The sequence below is a fragment of the Paenalcaligenes hominis genome, assembly GCF_011927625.1.
In the GTDB taxonomy this organism is placed as follows: domain Bacteria; phylum Pseudomonadota; class Gammaproteobacteria; order Burkholderiales; family Burkholderiaceae_B; genus Paenalcaligenes; species Paenalcaligenes hominis.
The window spans coordinates 34,723-49,195 of record NZ_JAATIZ010000003.1; the positions used below are offsets into that span (position 1 = coordinate 34,723).

The window sequence follows — 14,473 nt, forward strand, 5'->3', positions numbered from 1 at the left end:
TACTATGTTGCCCACCCCAGAACTTGTGCGTCAGTACATCAGTGACAACCTAGCGTGTGACCACATCGAGGTCCAAGGCGACGGCTCCCATTTCGAAGCCGTCATTGTTAGCTCTGCTTTTGAAGGCAAGAGCCGCATTCAACGTCACCAGATTGTCTACGCCGCGCTAGGCGATCGTATGAAAAGTGAAATTCACGCCCTTTCCATGCGCACTCTTACCCCCGACGAACACAAGGCTTAATCAATGGATAAACTACGCATCACCGGTGGCCAGAAACTGCACGGAGACATCACTATTTCTGGCGCCAAGAATGCGGCCTTACCTATTCTGTGCGCCAGTCTGTTGACTGCTGACGACTTAGTGCTCAGTAACGTACCGCGTTTACGTGACATCCGTACTGTATGTAACTTACTCGAGCAACTGGGCGCACGAGCGGCTGTCGATGGCGAACTCGTCACCCTTAATGCTGCCCAAATTACCAGTCTAGAGGCTCCTTACGAGCTGGTCAAAACCATGCGCGCTTCTATTTTGGTATTAGGCCCTTTACTAGCGCGTTTTGGCGAAGCCCGTGTTAGCTTGCCCGGCGGCTGCGCCATTGGTCAGCGTCCAGTAGACCAACATATTAAAGGCCTACGCGCCATGGGCGCTGACATTGAAATCGAACACGGTTTTGTGGTCGCCAAGGCCAAACGCCTAAAAGGCGCGTCAATTCGTACTGATATGGTTACGGTAACCGGTACGGAAAACCTGCTGATGGCAGCCACCCTTGCCCAGGGCGAAACCATACTGGAAAATGCCGCCCAAGAGCCTGAAATTGTTGATTTAGCCGAACTCTTAATCAAAATGGGCGCAAAAATCTCAGGGCACGGTACGGAACGTATTGTGATCCAAGGGGTAGAACGTTTACATGGTGCTGAACACGCCATCATGCCAGACCGCATTGAAACGGGTACGTTCTTGTGTGCTGTGGGCGCTACAGGTGGAGCTATCACCTTACACAATACGGCTCCGTACACCTTAGGTTCTACCTTGGAAAAACTCAAACAGGCCGGACTGGATATTCAGTGCGATGGCACACGTATTCATGGTCGTATGAATGCTCGCCCCTTGTCCGTCAGTTTTAGTACCGCAGAACACCCTGGTTTTCCTACCGACATGCAAGCCCAGCTGATGGCACTCAATGCCCTCGCCCAAGGCACGGCAGTTATTGTAGAAAATATTTTTGAAAATCGCTTTATGCATGTTCAAGAACTACAACGTCTAGGTGCTCACATTGAAACCGAAGGTCATACCGCTCATGTCAAAGGCGTAGAACGTCTACTCGGGGCACATGTGATGGCCACCGATTTACGTGCTTCAGCTAGTCTAGTTATTGCCGGCCTAGCAGCGGAAGGCGAAACCATCATTGATCGTATTTATCACTTAGATCGCGGCTACGACCGCATGGAAAACAAACTCGCCGCCGTAGGCGCTGTTATCGAACGCTTGCGTCAGGAATAATGCTATGAGCCCTGCTAATCCCAATCGCCCTTTAACCCTTGCTCTTTCCAAAGGGCGCATTTTCGACGAAACCATGCCTCTGTTAAATCAGGCTGGCATTGAAGTCCTTGAAAACCCAGAGACGTCACGCAAATTGATTTTGCCTACTAACTCGCCCGACATACAGATTATTATTGTGCGCGCTACCGACGTCCCCACTTATGTTCAATACGGTGCTGCTCATATTGGGATTGCAGGCAAAGATGTTTTGTACGAGCACATGGAAAGCCATCCTGGCGGTCTGTATCAACCGGTAGATTTAAATATCGCTCGTTGCCGCATGTCTGTTGCCGTGCCCGATGGCTTTGATTATCACAATGCCGTAAAGCAGGGTTCGCGCTTGCGGGTAGCCACCAAATACACACGTGCCGCACGCGAGCACTTTGCTAGCAAAGGCGTTTACATTGATCTCATTAAATTGTATGGGTCAATGGAGCTTGCACCGTTGGTGGGCCTAGCGGATGCTATCGTGGATTTAGTGTCTACTGGCGGCACACTACGGGCTAACCATCTGACTGAGGTCGAAGAAATCTCTCAGATTTCCTCGCGTCTTATTATTAATCAGGCCGCCATGAAAACGCGCCAAGCACAACTTCAGCCTTTAATTGATGCATTAATGCAAGCCGCTTTCGATCCAGCATCCCCAAACTAAGCGTTCCGATATACACTAAGCGTATAGATTATCGCTTTAGGAATATCTGGTTTATGTCTGTAATTCGTCGTTTGCAGTCCGATACTGCTCAGTTTAATGCTGAATTGCGTCAGCTATTAGCGTTTGAAGAAACGCAAGACGCTTCTATTGAAAATGCCTGTAGAGACATCCTGCATCACATCCGCCAACGCGGTGATGCAGCGCTCATCGAGTTCACCCATCGATTCGACGGGGTACAGGTTCAGCATGCTGCCGAACTTGAAATTCATCACGACGAACTTCATCATGCATTAACCACACTCGACCCCACCCAACGCGCTGCGTTAGAAACGGCTGCGCAACGGGTGCGTCAATATCACGAGCATCAACTAGGCAAAAGCTGGACCTACACCGAGGCCGACGGTACTCGCTTAGGACAACAAGTCACCCCGCTTGACCGCGTCGGCTTATACGTGCCAGGTGGCAAGGCCGCTTACCCGTCATCGGTGCTTATGAATGCCATTCCGGCCAAAGTCGCCGGGGTCAGCCAGCTCATCATGGTCACGCCCACCCCAAAAGGCGAGCGCAACCCCCTTGTGCTAGCGGCAGCAGCCCTTAGCGGCGTAGATAAAGTCTACGCCATCGGTGGTGCCCAAGCCGTTGGCGCACTTGCTTATGGTACCGATACCATCCAAGCCGTCGACAAAATTGTCGGCCCTGGCAATGCCTACGTGGCCGAAGCCAAACGTCGTGTTTTTGGTACAGTAGGTATCGATATGATCGCCGGCCCCAGCGAAATTTTAATTATTGCTGATGGCAGCGCACCAGCGGAATGGGTCGCTATGGACCTTTTCTCTCAGGCCGAGCACGACGAACTCGCTCAGTCCATCTTGCTGTGTCCCGATGCCGACTACTTACAGGCCGTCGAAAACGCCATCGAAAAATTGCTACCTACTATGCCACGTGCCGATATTATTCGCACAAGCCTAGCAGACCGAGGCGCCCTTATTTTGGTCAAAGACTTACACGAGGCCTGCGAAATTGCCAACTTTATTGCGCCCGAACACCTAGAGGTGTGTACCGATGCGCCTGAAACTTGGTTGCCTTATCTACGTCATGCCGGTGCGATCTTCCTTGGCCCTTATAGCTCCGAATCGCTTGGCGATTACTGCGCCGGCCCTAACCACGTTTTACCTACTTCTCGCACTGCGCGTTTTTCCTCGCCCCTAGGCGTGTATGATTTCCAAAAACGCAGCAGTATTATTCATGTCTCATCAACTGGCGCTCAATCGCTTGGGCCTATCGCCGCCACACTGGCCAAAGGCGAAGGGCTCTATGCCCATGCTGCCAGTGCCGAATACCGACTTAAAACTTCTTAATTTTTGTCATTACTATGCGTACTGCTGAAGTCACTCGTAACACCAGCGAAACCCGTATTCGCGTTTCTATTAATCTAGACGGTACAGGTCGCCAAAGCCTAAATAGCGGCGTGCCCTTCCTCGATCATATGCTCGACCAAATTGCTCGTCATGGCATGATCGATCTCGATGTTCACTGCGATGGCGATACTCATATTGATGATCACCACACCGTTGAAGACATTGGTATTGCGTTAGGCCAAGCCATCGCTAAAGCCATCGGCAATAAAGCCGGTATTCGTCGTTATGGTCATGCCTATGTTCCCATGGACGAGTCTCTATCGCGTGTCGCCATGGACTTCTCCGGCCGTCCGGGTTTGTTCTATTTTGTTGATTATTCACGCGCGCGCATTGGTAGTTTTGATGTAGACTTAGCGCGTGAGTTCTTTCAAGGCTTTGTGAACCATGCACAAGCCACCGTTCATATTGATAACTTACGTGGCGAAAATGCCCACCATCAATGTGAATCCATTTTTAAAGCTTTTGGGCGTGCCATGCGCATGGCGCTTGAAAAGGATCCACGTAGTGAAAACGTGATTCCTTCCACCAAAGGTGTCTTATAACCTTTTTGCCATTTTCCTTTACGCATTTATTGGTTCTACATCATGTTACTCATTCCTGCCATCGACCTTAAAGACGGACGTTGTGTGCGCTTGCGCCAAGGTGCTTTAGATGACGTTACCGTATTTTCTGATGACCCTGCCGCCATGGCCGAACAATGGCTAGAACAAGGCGCACGTCGTCTACATCTGGTTGATTTGAACGGTGCTTTTGCTGGAAAACCTCTAAACAAAGAGGCTATCGCTGCTATTTTAGAAACGGTGAGTGATGAAATTCCTGTCCAAATCGGCGGAGGCATCCGCGATTTAGATACCATCGAAACCTACTTAGACATGGGCATGCGCTATGTCATTATCGGTACAGCTGCAGTGAAAAGCCCAGGTTTTTTACGTGATGCATGCAGTGCCTTTCCAGGAAGCATCATTGTAGGCCTCGATGCACGTGATGGAAAAGTGGCAACCGATGGTTGGAGCAAAATCTCCCGTCACGATGTATTAGATTTAGCTAAAAAATTCGAAGACTACGGCTGTGAGTCCATTATCTACACGGATATTGGACGCGACGGCATGCTGTCCGGTGTCAATATCGAAGCCACAGTACGCCTTGCTCAGCACGTCAACATCCCCGTGATTGCATCGGGTGGAGTCACTGACCTGAAAGACATCGATGCACTGTGTGCTGTAGAAAACGAAGGGGTAGAGGGCGTTATCTTAGGTCGTAGTATTTACGAAGGCACCTTGGACTTCGCCAAGGCGCAAACCTTTGCTGACGAGTACGAAGCATGAAATCTGAACAAGCTTGCCGTATTATCCCCTGCCTTGATGTCACAGCCGGTCGGGTTGTAAAAGGCGTCAACTTTGTTGACCTAGTTGATGCAGGGGATCCTGTTGAAATTGCTCGTCGTTACGACGAGCAAGGCGCTGATGAGCTCACTTTGCTTGATATCACCGCCACCACTGAAAACCGCGACGTTATTCTATCTATCGTGACTGAGGTCGCAAAAAACATTTCGATTCCTCTTACCGTAGGCGGTGGTGTGCGCGATTTGTCTGACGTACAACGCCTAATGGATGCCGGAGCCACCCGTGTTTCCATTAATAGCGCTGCCATCAGCAATCCAGACTTAGTACGCTCTGCTAGCGACCAGTTCGGTAAAGACAGTATTATTGTTGCTATCGATGCCCGCCAAACTACCACGGACGCCGGTCAATCCAGTTGGGAAATCTACACCCATGGTGGTAAACGGGCCACTGGCATTGATGCCATCGAATGGGCTCAACGCATGCAGGAAATGGGTGCTGGCGCGCTATTAGTGACCAGCATGGATAAAGACGGCACCAAATCCGGCTTTGACCTCGCTCTCACGCGCGCTATTTCCGATGCGGTATCCATTCCCGTTATTGCCTCGGGTGGCGTTGGTTCCCTACAAGACCTCGCTGATGGCGTACTTAAAGGCGGTGCCGCAGCGGTATTAGCTGCCAGCATCTTCCACTATGGCGAATACACCATTGCCGAAGCCAAAACCTATTTAGCTCAGCAAGGCATCAAGGTGCTATGAGCAAAAACTGGTTAGATCAGGTTCATTTCGATACGCAGGGGCTTATCCCTGCTATCGCCCAAGATCTTCATACTGGCCGCGTTCTTATGGTGGCATGGATGAACGCCGACGCTCTAACAGAAACCGTGGCAACCCAACGAGCCGTGTATTGGTCACGCTCTCGTAAAAAGCTTTGGCGCAAGGGCGAAGAATCCGGCCATTACCAATCCGTTCATGACATCCGTTTAGACTGCGACGGCGATGTTATTTTGCTTACCGTGGAACAAAAGGGTGACATTGCGTGTCATACGGGTCGTAATAGCTGCTTTTACTCACGCTTAGACTGCTCTGGCCCCACACCGCAGTGGGAAACCACTGATCCTGTCCTCAAAGACCCTGACAGCATATACTCATGAATGCCGATCTCGTTTTAACTGAATTAATGGCTGTATTGGCGGCGCGCTTGCCTAGTGCTGGTGGTGACCCCGATAGCTCCTATGTCGCAAAACTTTACGCTAAAGGCCCCGACGCATTTCTTAAAAAAATTGGCGAGGAAGCCACCGAAGTGGTGTTAGCGGCCAAAGACCAAGACCATCAAGGCCTCATTAGTGAAACCGCCGATTTATGGTTTCATTGTTTGGTTGCCTTAAATTATTATGGTGTAGATCCGGCGCAAGTGTTTGCCGAGCTGGCAAAACGCCAAGGTATCTCTGGCTTAGTGGAAAAAGCCAATCGAACTTAGTTCCAACAACGGCCCACAATACACTACAATAGTTAAGCACACACTTTATTTAAAAACGGTACCTACTCACACTGAACAGACATGAGTCAAGATTGTTTATTTTGCAAAATTATCGACGGCACCATTCCCTCGACTAAGGTTTACGAAGACGACGACTTTCTTGCCTTCAAAGACATCAACCCAGTCGCACCGGTACACCTTTTACTTATCCCTAAACACCATATTGTGTCGATGCAGCACGTCGCAGACACAGATGCAGACTGGCTAGGTAAAATGATGACCCTCGTGCCTCAGATTGCTTCAGCTAATGGCTGCAGACCGGGTGCCGAAGGCGGATATCGCATCGTCATTAATAGTGGCGAAGACGGTGGCCAAGAAATCGACCACCTGCACTTACATATTATTGGGGGCGAACGCCCTTGGAAAAACACAGCAACAGCTGTTGCATAACCGGAGTCCTACCATGGGTAGTTTTAGTATTTGGCATTGGCTTGTCGTTCTAGTCATTGTTGCTTTAGTTTTTGGCACCAAAAAACTTCGTAATATTGGCGAAGACCTAGGTGGTGCCGTAAAAGGGTTCAAAAAAGGCATCAAAGAAGCCGAGTCCGAAGACGACCTGCCACCTAAACAGGTCGCAGACCAACATACCGTAGACGTTCAAGCCACAGAAAAACAAGACGTCTCTAAACACTAATACGTCTCGTTTATCACTATGTTTGACATTAGCTTCAGCGAACTTTTACTCATCGGTGTTGTAGCATTAGTCGTTCTCGGCCCTGAACGCCTGCCACGTGTTGCTCGTACCGTAGGCCACATGTTTGGGCGTGCGCAACGCTACATGAACGAGGTTAAAACCGATATTCAACGTGAAATTGACTTGGACGAGATCAGCTCCATTAAAAAACAAATGGAAGACGCCTCCTCCTCGATCAAGCAGTCCGTCAATCAGTTCGGTAACCAAATTAAAGACCCCCTTGAGGAAGCGCGCAAGGCCGTCAACGAACTTGAACACGATACCGAAACGATGGCCAAGTCTTTGGCTGACTCAACCAAAGACACCTCTCAACCAGCTGCTTCAGATAACAGCGCTGATGGTAAAAAAGAATGAGCACGACTCCTGCTAGTGACACCTTTATTTCTCACTTGGTCGAGTTACGTAGCCGTCTTATGAAAGCGGTAGTTAGCGTACTGGCTGTGTTTGTGGTGTTGTTTCTTTATCCTGGGCCTTCCGTCATTTACGACTTCTTAGCCCAACCTATGCTGGCGTCTCTACCACAAGGCACTCGCATGATTGCCACAGGGGTGATTACGCCTTTTATGGTGCCCGTAAAGGTCACCTTATTGACCTCTTTTGTGATTGCATTGCCCATTGTGCTGTATCAGGCATGGGCTTTTATTGCGCCCGGTTTATATTCCCACGAAAAGAAACTGGCTATCCCCCTTATTTTTTCTAGTACGTTGCTCTTTATTTTGGGGATGAGCTTTTGTTATTTCGTGGTGTTTAAAACGGTCTTTCATTTCATTGCGTCATTTGCTCCCGATTCCATTACTCCTGCGCCAGATATCGAGGCTTACCTTAACTTTGTCATGACGATGTTCATTGCTTTTGGTATTACCTTCGAGGTCCCTATTGCAGTGGTTTTATTGGTTAAAACTGGTCTCACGACCGTTAAAAAACTTCGTGAGATCCGAGGCTATGTCATTGTTGGGGCTTTTGTTATTGCCGCAGTCGTTACGCCGCCCGATGTCATTAGCCAATTCCTGTTGGCTGGGCCGCTTTGTTTGTTATATGAAATTGGTATTATTTTCGCTAACTTGGTCAAAAAACCTGATGTTATCGAATACGACGCCGACCTTCAATAACACGAAAAACGATGTATATATTAAAAAACGAGCCAAACTGGCTCGTTTTTAGCGTTATATACTAGGGTAAAATCTCCTATATCTAAATAACAATAAGATCTAAACTACCCCCTCATATAACAATCAACTACTACACACAAGGTGCGTTATGAATTCAATTAACCACTCTCGTCGCAGTCTGCTTACAACTACAGGTGGTGCTATTGGTTTAGCTTCCATCGGGGCGATTGGTAGCCTTACCCCTGCCGCTAAAGCCTTAGCCGCAGCTCAAGACGAAAAAAAGAAAATCGATTTACCCGCCTACGCCAGCTGGAAAAATGCTGACAGCCTCATTATTCACAGTGCTAACACCATGGAAACCAAACGCAATGCGTTTGGTAGCGGTGTGATTACTCCTTTAGATCGTCTCTTTGTACGTAACAACATCTCTCCACCCAGCGAAGACATCGTTGCAGACCCAGATGTTTGGCAGCTACAAATCGAAGGCGTTAAAAACCCAGTTACTATCAGCGTAGCCGAGCTAAAAACGCTAGGTGTCACCACCGTCGCTATGGTGTTGCAGTGTTCCGGTAACGGTCGCGCTTACTTCCCAAGCAAACCTAGCGGTACACAGTGGACAGTCGGCGCTGCTGGTTGCGTTATGTTTACAGGTGTGCCTGTAAAAGCCGTACTTGAACACGTAGGCGGCATGAATGCCGACGCTAAATACATGACCGGTACCGGTGGCGAGCCCATCCCCGAGGGTCTAGATCCTAATACCATCCAAGTCGAACGCTCTGTTCCCCTCGAAGGCATTGAAAATGCATTGTTAGCATGGGAAATCAACGGCGAGCCACTACCTTTAGCTCACGGTGGTCCTTTACGCTTGATCGTTCCTGGCTACACGGGTGTTAACAACGTTAAATACATTAAACGTTTGGCTTTCACTACCGAGCAGTCTGCAGCTAACATCCAACAAACCGGCTACCGCCTAGCGCCTCAGGGCGAAAAAGGCGCCCCAACGCAAAAATCCGTTTGGGAAATGCCCGTTAAATCCTGGATCACGCATCCAGGCGAGCCCGATGCAAAACTCAAAGCCGGCAACCTTCAAATTCAAGGTTTAGCCATGGGTGGTACCTCCGAGGTCACCGGCGTCGAAGTCTCAGTGGATGGCGGTAAAACATGGAAAAAAGCCGAGTTCACTGGTCCAGACTTAGGTCCATTCGCTTGGCGTCAATTTGTGTTGCCTGTAAACCTCAAAGCAGGGACTTACACCTTAGCAAGTCGTGCTACTAACAAGGCTGGCGATGAACAGCCTGCCGAGCGTCTAGAGAATAACCGTGGTTATTTAAACAACAGCTGGAACGATCACGCGCTCACAATTACTGTTGCTTAATTTGCTTATTACTTTATGCTATTAGGCTGAGCTTAGGCTCAGCCTTTTATCCTTTTTTGTACGAAAAAAATATGTTGAAAACTACACTCAGCGTACTTAGCTCAGTAACTTTAGCCTTATTAAGCTCTACAGCTATTGCTGCAGACGCAGCTCAACTTGAACAAGGCAAAACCTTGTTTGCAGGTAGTGCACAGCCTATCGCCTGTGCCGTGTGTCATACACTTAAAGATGCAGATGCAGCAGGCACCATTGGGCCTGACTTAGACGAACTCAAACCCGATGCAGATCGTATTCGTAAAACCATGATGGAAGGAATGGGTGCTATGCCTTCGTTCTCCGCTATGGACGAAGCCGATCGCGAAGCCATTATTGCTTATGTGGTTGATGCAACTAACTAAGTCCTAACGACATTAGTTACGCCATCTGAATGCGGCACTAGACTTTATCGTTTAGTGCCGCATTTGTATTTATGCGATCAGATAGTATGATCCAGATAACCCAGCACTTTTGGCCAGATATCGCAGTGCGGGTCAATAATATAAAAATGGTCCAAGTTTGGAATTGGCCAGAACTCTGCCTTTGGGTTTTTTTCCTTTAATGCTTGGATATAGTCAATGGAATGCTGTAGAGGAACACGCTGATCGTCTTCACCATGCACGACCAGTATGGAGCGCTGACTGGGCAACTGATGAATAGGCGAAGCGGCTCTGGCGACCTCATCCAGCCGTGCCCCAAAAAAAGCTTGTGCCGCCGATTCACCTAAGTCTTCCTGCGCAGTACGGCTTACGTCCGTGACAGGCGCTAATGCAATCACGTAATCTTGCTCTTGTGCTGCCAGCAAAACGAGCTGCCCGCCTACCGAATGCCCTATTCCCACCAGCGGGCCACGTAGTTGGCGTTGTTGCATTTGTTGACGTACTGACTGAAAGCCTTGGAGCACATCCTCTAGGATATGAGGCCAATCACCACCGCAATTACCACGACGGTACTCTAGGTTGGCTACGGCCCACCCTTGCTCTAAAAAGAAATCCGTTAATGGGTGCATTTGTACCAACGTATGCGGTTGCCGCCAAAACCCTCCGTGCACCAGCACAATTACCCCTTTGGGCGGTACCTCTGCCAATGGCTCGTACCATTCGTAATGTTGTTCGGAATGACTTCCATACGCGATTGATGTAGCTGTTGTTTGCATAGCCTACCTTTTTAATGATCACAATTAGACTGCCATATACGTTAGGACTAAACTAGGGGTGTTCTCCCTATTCATTTTTGCATTAGCTATGTCGACCTCTATGACTCGTAACGAACTGGTTTCATGGCTGGATTCTTATCTAGAAACCCAGCGCTTTAAAGACTACTGCCCAAACGGCCTTCAAGTTGAAGGGGCTGAAACAGTACAACATATCGTCACTGGGGTGACGGCCTCCTTAGCTCTGCTCGAGGCAGCAGTAGAACGCGGTGCGGACACTGTACTGGTTCACCATGGGTGGTTTTGGAAAAACGAAGACGAACGCATTCGTGGCATGAAAAGAAAACGTATTGCGTATGCACTGCAACACAACCTGAATCTTATCGCCTACCATTTGCCACTCGATGCACACCCCGAAGTCGGCAACAATACCCAACTTGCTCGGCAGCTAGGCTTTAAGCACGATCTGGATGCAGAAGGCTTACCTAAAGGCATCGGCCCTAGCAACCTTATACAAACTGGTTATTTAGATATACCTGAAACCCTAGAGTCTCTCTCTGCAAAAATTAGCGATATTTTACAAAGAGACGCATTAACTGTAGGTAATCCACAACAACTTATTCAGCGTTTGGCATGGTGTACCGGAGGAGCGCAAGGCTTCATGAGCGAGGCCATCGAAGCCGGCGTAGACCTTTATATCAGTGGTGAAGCCTCCGAGCCTACCTACCATTATGCCTGCGAGACCTCAACGGCTTACATTGGGGCAGGCCACCATGCCACCGAGCGGTATGGTGTGAAAGCATTAGGCGAAAAAGTAGCCGAACACTTTAAGGTTCAAGTGGAATTTATCGACCTCAACAACCCTATCTAAAACAATAAAGCCCGTATTTCCACGGGCTTTATTGTACAATTAGCGCGATTCACTCATTAAGCATTCTTGTTTTTTAAAGCATCGCGGATTTCACGCAACAACACCACGTCTTCGGGCGTAGGGGCGGGCTTGGCAGGTGCAGTAGCTTCTTCGTGATGAACAGCCTGGCGCATACGGTTAATCATCTTAACCATCACAAAGACCACAAAAGCCAACAACATGAAGTTGATAAATATGGTCAAAAAGTTGCCCCATGCTAATACGACGGCTCCTGCAGCATTAAGCTCCTCTAAGGTGTATGCGCCCGTGTAGCCTTCGGGCACGCGTAAAACGGTAAATTTATTGGCAAAATCAACTTCGCCACCGAGTATAAAGCTAATAACTGGCATGATTACATCTCGGACTAGCGAATCAATAATTTTTCCGAATGCGCCGCCAATGATCACCCCTACTGCTAGGTCGATCATGTTGCCTTTCACGGCAAATTCGCGGAACTCTTTAAAAAAACTAGTGGTTTTACTCATATAAGCCTCTTAATGACATCACAGAAAATTTGCAAACGCTATAATAGATGGTTGCAATAACTATACCCAGACCAAGTCCATAATTTGTGCTAAGCCCAACTTGGGCAGGAATAAGGATACTAGAATGAGTCAGATTACGACACAGCCCAATGACAACGGAGCGGAAGAAAACGCCATTCTCCCGTCCGACCCTGCGCGCCGTTTTTGGGTCACTACCGCCTGTGCGGTCGGTGGTGTCGCCGGTGTGGCTACCGCTGTCCCTTTTGTGGGCTCGTTTGCCCCTTCGGCTAAAGCCCGTGCTGCGGGTGCTCCAGTAGAGGTAGATATTTCCACTCTCGCGCCCGGCGAAATGCGTACTGTCGAATGGCGTGGCAATCCAATTTGGATTCTACACCGTACCGAAAGTCAATTGGCCGCTTTAGCCTCAAATGACAGTGAGCTCGCTGATCCTAATTCAAACCGCCCTGGCTTCACGCCTGAGTATGCCCAAAACGAATACCGCTCACGTCGTCCTGAAATCTTCGTATGTATCGGCATTTGTACGCATTTAGGTTGTTCACCTACCCCTCGTCTCGAGAACGGTGCCCAGCCCGGGTTACCATCCAGCTGGAACGGAGGCTTCCTCTGCCCCTGCCATGGTTCTACCTTCGATCTTGCAGGTCGTGTCTTCAGCAACAAGCCTGCTCCCGATAACCTTGAAATTCCGCCTTACGAGTTCTCCGCCGATGGCACGCGTGTCATTATCGGTGTAGATGAAAACAACAAGGCTTAAGGTCATTACAGTCTCATTAAATATAAGATTAAAGGAGCCGTTTCATGGCTGACGACAAAACTGTTGAAACAACAGGTCTCTTAGGATGGGTCGATAAGCGCTTCCCGCTTACGAAACTCTACAAAGAGCACATGTCTGAATACTACGCCCCGAAGAATTTCAACTTTTGGTATTTCTTCGGTTCACTTGCCATGCTGGTGTTGGTTATTCAGATTGTTTCTGGGATTTTCCTCGTAATGAACTACAAACCGGATGCAGAGCTTGCTTTTGCTTCGGTCGAATACATCATGCGCGAGGTACCTGGGGGCTGGTTTATCCGCTACATGCACTCAACCGGTGCGTCCATGTTCTTCGTGGTGGTGTATTTACACATGCTACGTGGGTTGTTTTATGGCTCTTACCGCAAACCACGCGAACTCGTCTGGATTTTCGGGGTAGCTATTTTCCTCTGTCTTATGGCCGAAGCCTTCCTAGGCTATCTCTTGCCTTGGGGTCAAATGTCTTACTGGGGTGCTCAGGTTATTGTTAACTTGTTTGCTGCCATTCCCTTTGTTGGTCCAGAGCTGGCCATTTGGATTCGTGGTGATTACGTGGTGTCAGATGCCACTCTAAACCGCTTCTTTGCATTGCACGTGGTTGCTATTCCATTGGTGTTAATTGGCTTAGTAGTTGCCCACTTAATCGCTCTGCACGAAGTCGGCTCTAACAACCCAGACGGCGTTGAAATTAAACAAGGCCCAAAAGACGCAAAAGGTCGCCCATTAGATGGCATTCCTTTCCACCCTTACTACTCCGTGCACGATATCGTTGGGGTGGCAGGGTTCATGATTGTCTTTGCCGCCATTTTGTTTTTTGCCCCAGAAATGGGCGGGTATTTCCTCGAGTTCAACAACTTTATTCCTGCTGACTCCATGAAGACCCCACCGCACATTGCGCCAGTGTGGTATTTCACTCCGTTTTACTCCATGCTCCGTGCCACCACCGATGACTTTACATGGCTTCTAGCGGGTGCTTCAGTGCTGGCTGCCATTGTGTTCCTCATCAAAGGCCTACCTGGAAAGATGCGCATTATCGTGCCCGCAATCCTGATTGCTGTCGCTATTGCACTTAAAGTGTTCGACGCGAAGTTCTGGGGTGTAGTGGCTATGGGCGGTACGGTTGTGATTCTTTTCTTCCTACCCTGGTTAGATCACAGCCCAGTGAAATCCATCCGCTATCGTCCGACGTGGCATAAAGTTCTGTATGCGATTTTTATCGTGAACTTCTTGATGTTGGGCTATTTAGGTACACAACCACCTAGCGATCTCTACAACTTGCTCAGTCAGGTTGGCACGGTTATTTACCTTGCTTTCTTCTTCCTGATGCCTGTCTGGAGCCGTCTAGGTACCTTCAAGCCAGTTCCCGAGCGCGTAACTTTCCGCGCCCACTAAGGACGTTTTAACAACACGGA

Annotated in this window: 20 protein-coding genes; 18 read left to right on the top strand and 2 right to left on the bottom strand. The window is 49.0% G+C overall.

Annotated elements, in window-relative coordinates; translation table 11 throughout:
* Window positions 1–4 precede the first annotated feature (4 nt).
* The 15 genes from GGR41_RS07275 (at window position 5) to sorU (ending at window position 10,065) form a co-directional block, all read left to right on the top strand.
* Window positions 5–241 (top strand): BolA family protein, encoded by a 237-nt coding sequence (locus GGR41_RS07275; protein WP_077734224.1) that lies wholly within the window; start codon window positions 5–7, stop codon window positions 239–241.
* Between the two features lie 3 nt (window positions 242–244).
* Complete coding sequence (gene murA, locus GGR41_RS07280) at window positions 245–1,501, top strand: UDP-N-acetylglucosamine 1-carboxyvinyltransferase (protein WP_167661308.1); 1,257 nt, start codon at window positions 245–247, stop codon at window positions 1,499–1,501.
* Window positions 1,502–1,505: 4 nt separating this feature from the next.
* Window positions 1,506–2,192 (top strand): ATP phosphoribosyltransferase, encoded by a 687-nt coding sequence (gene hisG, locus GGR41_RS07285; protein WP_167661309.1) that lies wholly within the window; start codon window positions 1,506–1,508, stop codon window positions 2,190–2,192.
* Window positions 2,193–2,245: 53 nt separating this feature from the next.
* A complete protein-coding gene (hisD, locus tag GGR41_RS07290) occupies window positions 2,246–3,550 on the top strand; it encodes a histidinol dehydrogenase (RefSeq protein WP_167661310.1) in 1,305 nt (434 codons plus the stop codon).
* Window positions 3,551–3,564: 14 nt separating this feature from the next.
* Complete coding sequence (gene hisB / locus GGR41_RS07295) at window positions 3,565–4,152, top strand: imidazoleglycerol-phosphate dehydratase HisB (protein ID WP_077734221.1); 588 nt, start codon at window positions 3,565–3,567, stop codon at window positions 4,150–4,152.
* Window positions 4,153–4,194: 42 nt separating this feature from the next.
* The gene (gene hisA, locus GGR41_RS07300) at window positions 4,195–4,935 is read left to right on the top strand and encodes a 1-(5-phosphoribosyl)-5-[(5-phosphoribosylamino)methylideneamino]imidazole-4-carboxamide isomerase (RefSeq protein WP_167661311.1); all 741 of its coding nucleotides are present in this window, start codon (window positions 4,195–4,197) and stop codon (window positions 4,933–4,935) included.
* Complete coding sequence (gene hisF / locus GGR41_RS07305; RefSeq protein WP_167661312.1) at window positions 4,932–5,708, top strand: imidazole glycerol phosphate synthase subunit HisF; 777 nt, start codon at window positions 4,932–4,934, stop codon at window positions 5,706–5,708. The genes hisA and hisF overlap by 4 nt, the downstream gene beginning before the upstream one ends.
* Entirely contained in the window at window positions 5,705–6,103 is a 399-nt protein-coding gene (hisI, locus tag GGR41_RS07310) for a phosphoribosyl-AMP cyclohydrolase (RefSeq protein WP_167661313.1), read from the top strand. Before hisF ends, hisI begins: the two co-directional genes overlap by 4 nt.
* The gene (locus GGR41_RS07315; RefSeq protein WP_167661314.1) at window positions 6,100–6,429 is read left to right on the top strand and encodes a phosphoribosyl-ATP diphosphatase; all 330 of its coding nucleotides are present in this window, start codon (window positions 6,100–6,102) and stop codon (window positions 6,427–6,429) included. Before hisI ends, GGR41_RS07315 begins: the two co-directional genes overlap by 4 nt.
* Window positions 6,430–6,510: 81 nt before the next feature.
* Window positions 6,511–6,879 (top strand): histidine triad nucleotide-binding protein, encoded by a 369-nt coding sequence (locus tag GGR41_RS07320; RefSeq protein WP_167661315.1) that lies wholly within the window; start codon window positions 6,511–6,513, stop codon window positions 6,877–6,879.
* 13 nt (window positions 6,880–6,892) lie between these two features.
* Complete coding sequence (gene tatA, locus GGR41_RS07325; RefSeq protein ID WP_077734215.1) at window positions 6,893–7,123, top strand: Sec-independent protein translocase subunit TatA; 231 nt, start codon at window positions 6,893–6,895, stop codon at window positions 7,121–7,123.
* An 18-nt stretch (window positions 7,124–7,141) separates the two neighbouring features.
* Window positions 7,142–7,537, top strand: a complete 396-nt coding sequence (tatB, locus tag GGR41_RS07330) for a Sec-independent protein translocase protein TatB (RefSeq protein ID WP_167661316.1) — start codon at window positions 7,142–7,144, stop codon at window positions 7,535–7,537.
* Complete coding sequence (gene tatC, locus GGR41_RS07335) at window positions 7,534–8,292, top strand: twin-arginine translocase subunit TatC (protein WP_167661317.1); 759 nt, start codon at window positions 7,534–7,536, stop codon at window positions 8,290–8,292. Before tatB ends, tatC begins: the two co-directional genes overlap by 4 nt.
* Window positions 8,293–8,440: 148 nt before the next feature.
* Entirely contained in the window at window positions 8,441–9,667 is a 1,227-nt protein-coding gene (gene sorT / locus GGR41_RS07340) for a SorT family sulfite dehydrogenase catalytic subunit (protein ID WP_167661318.1), read from the top strand.
* A gap of 71 nt (window positions 9,668–9,738) precedes the next feature.
* Window positions 9,739–10,065, top strand: coding sequence for a SorU family sulfite dehydrogenase c-type cytochrome subunit (gene sorU, locus GGR41_RS07345; RefSeq protein ID WP_077734211.1), 327 nt, complete (start codon window positions 9,739–9,741; stop codon window positions 10,063–10,065).
* Between the two features lie 77 nt (window positions 10,066–10,142).
* Here sorU and GGR41_RS07350 read toward each other — a convergent pair whose 3' ends face one another.
* Window positions 10,143–10,859: an alpha/beta hydrolase family protein gene (locus GGR41_RS07350; protein WP_167661319.1), complete on the bottom strand. Its 717-nt coding sequence runs from the start codon at window positions 10,857–10,859 to the stop codon at window positions 10,143–10,145.
* Window positions 10,860–10,947: 88 nt separating this feature from the next.
* Between GGR41_RS07350 and GGR41_RS07355 the strand changes: the two genes are divergently transcribed.
* Window positions 10,948–11,727: a Nif3-like dinuclear metal center hexameric protein gene (locus GGR41_RS07355; protein ID WP_276509343.1), complete on the top strand. Its 780-nt coding sequence runs from the start codon at window positions 10,948–10,950 to the stop codon at window positions 11,725–11,727.
* Window positions 11,728–11,783: 56 nt separating this feature from the next.
* Here GGR41_RS07355 and mscL read toward each other — a convergent pair whose 3' ends face one another.
* Window positions 11,784–12,251, bottom strand: a complete 468-nt coding sequence (mscL, locus tag GGR41_RS07360; RefSeq protein ID WP_167661320.1) for a large conductance mechanosensitive channel protein MscL — start codon at window positions 12,249–12,251, stop codon at window positions 11,784–11,786.
* Window positions 12,252–12,375: 124 nt separating this feature from the next.
* Between mscL and petA the strand changes: the two genes are divergently transcribed.
* On the top strand, window positions 12,376–13,023 hold the full coding sequence (petA, locus tag GGR41_RS07365) for a ubiquinol-cytochrome c reductase iron-sulfur subunit (protein ID WP_167661321.1): 648 nt from the start codon (window positions 12,376–12,378) through the stop codon (window positions 13,021–13,023).
* Window positions 13,024–13,067: 44 nt separating this feature from the next.
* Entirely contained in the window at window positions 13,068–14,453 is a 1,386-nt protein-coding gene (locus GGR41_RS07370; RefSeq protein WP_167661322.1) for a cytochrome b, read from the top strand.
* The last annotated feature ends 20 nt before the right edge of the window (window positions 14,454–14,473 follow it).

Excerpts from the sequence above, each read along its gene's own strand:
- GGR41_RS07350 (WP_167661319.1), bottom strand. The coding sequence starts at position 10,859 with ATGCAAACAACAGCTACATCAATCGCGTATGGAAGTCATTCCGAACAA.
- hisB (WP_077734221.1), top strand. The coding sequence starts at position 3,565 with ATGCGTACTGCTGAAGTCACTCGTAACACCAGCGAAACCCGTATTCGC.
- tatA (WP_077734215.1), top strand. The coding sequence starts at position 6,893 with ATGGGTAGTTTTAGTATTTGGCATTGGCTTGTCGTTCTAGTCATTGTT.
- sorT (WP_167661318.1), top strand. The coding sequence starts at position 8,441 with ATGAATTCAATTAACCACTCTCGTCGCAGTCTGCTTACAACTACAGGT.
- GGR41_RS07275 (WP_077734224.1), top strand. The coding sequence starts at position 5 with ATGTTGCCCACCCCAGAACTTGTGCGTCAGTACATCAGTGACAACCTA.
- GGR41_RS07370 (WP_167661322.1), top strand. The coding sequence starts at position 13,068 with ATGGCTGACGACAAAACTGTTGAAACAACAGGTCTCTTAGGATGGGTC.
- hisD (WP_167661310.1), top strand. The coding sequence starts at position 2,246 with ATGTCTGTAATTCGTCGTTTGCAGTCCGATACTGCTCAGTTTAATGCT.
- murA (WP_167661308.1), top strand. The coding sequence starts at position 245 with ATGGATAAACTACGCATCACCGGTGGCCAGAAACTGCACGGAGACATC.
- GGR41_RS07315 (WP_167661314.1), top strand. The coding sequence starts at position 6,100 with ATGAATGCCGATCTCGTTTTAACTGAATTAATGGCTGTATTGGCGGCG.
- GGR41_RS07355 (WP_276509343.1), top strand. The coding sequence starts at position 10,948 with ATGTCGACCTCTATGACTCGTAACGAACTGGTTTCATGGCTGGATTCT.
- GGR41_RS07320 (WP_167661315.1), top strand. The coding sequence starts at position 6,511 with ATGAGTCAAGATTGTTTATTTTGCAAAATTATCGACGGCACCATTCCC.
- hisF (WP_167661312.1), top strand. The coding sequence starts at position 4,932 with ATGAAATCTGAACAAGCTTGCCGTATTATCCCCTGCCTTGATGTCACA.
- hisA (WP_167661311.1), top strand. The coding sequence starts at position 4,195 with ATGTTACTCATTCCTGCCATCGACCTTAAAGACGGACGTTGTGTGCGC.
- hisG (WP_167661309.1), top strand. The coding sequence starts at position 1,506 with ATGAGCCCTGCTAATCCCAATCGCCCTTTAACCCTTGCTCTTTCCAAA.
- petA (WP_167661321.1), top strand. The coding sequence starts at position 12,376 with ATGAGTCAGATTACGACACAGCCCAATGACAACGGAGCGGAAGAAAAC.
- tatB (WP_167661316.1), top strand. The coding sequence starts at position 7,142 with ATGTTTGACATTAGCTTCAGCGAACTTTTACTCATCGGTGTTGTAGCA.
- hisI (WP_167661313.1), top strand. The coding sequence starts at position 5,705 with ATGAGCAAAAACTGGTTAGATCAGGTTCATTTCGATACGCAGGGGCTT.
- mscL (WP_167661320.1), bottom strand. The coding sequence starts at position 12,251 with ATGAGTAAAACCACTAGTTTTTTTAAAGAGTTCCGCGAATTTGCCGTG.
- tatC (WP_167661317.1), top strand. The coding sequence starts at position 7,534 with ATGAGCACGACTCCTGCTAGTGACACCTTTATTTCTCACTTGGTCGAG.
- sorU (WP_077734211.1), top strand. The coding sequence starts at position 9,739 with ATGTTGAAAACTACACTCAGCGTACTTAGCTCAGTAACTTTAGCCTTA.